1 protein-coding gene is annotated in these 219 nt (G+C 40.6%); it reads left to right on the plus strand.

Annotated features, from left to right (window positions below):
- On the plus strand, nt 1-219 hold a 219-nt coding region (locus tag OS191_RS00085), incomplete at both ends, for a hypothetical protein (RefSeq protein ID WP_267153673.1).

Genomic DNA, 219 nt, shown 5'->3' on the forward strand with positions numbered 1-219 from the left:
ACTGATTCTTGTAATAATACATCTAGTGTGTCACAAATAATTACTGTTTCTGATACTATTGCTCCTGTAGCTCCGGCTGCTCCGGCTGATGTAACGGTAGAATGTCTAACAGATATTCCTGCTACTATTGATTTAACAGCAACGGATAACTGTGCTGGTGATGTCGTGGCAACTCCTGTTGACTCAACTGATAGTTCTGATCCTTGTAACGTAGTAGTT

The organism is Xanthomarina sp. F2636L (assembly GCF_026410195.1).
Lineage (GTDB): Bacteria > Bacteroidota > Bacteroidia > Flavobacteriales > Flavobacteriaceae > Xanthomarina.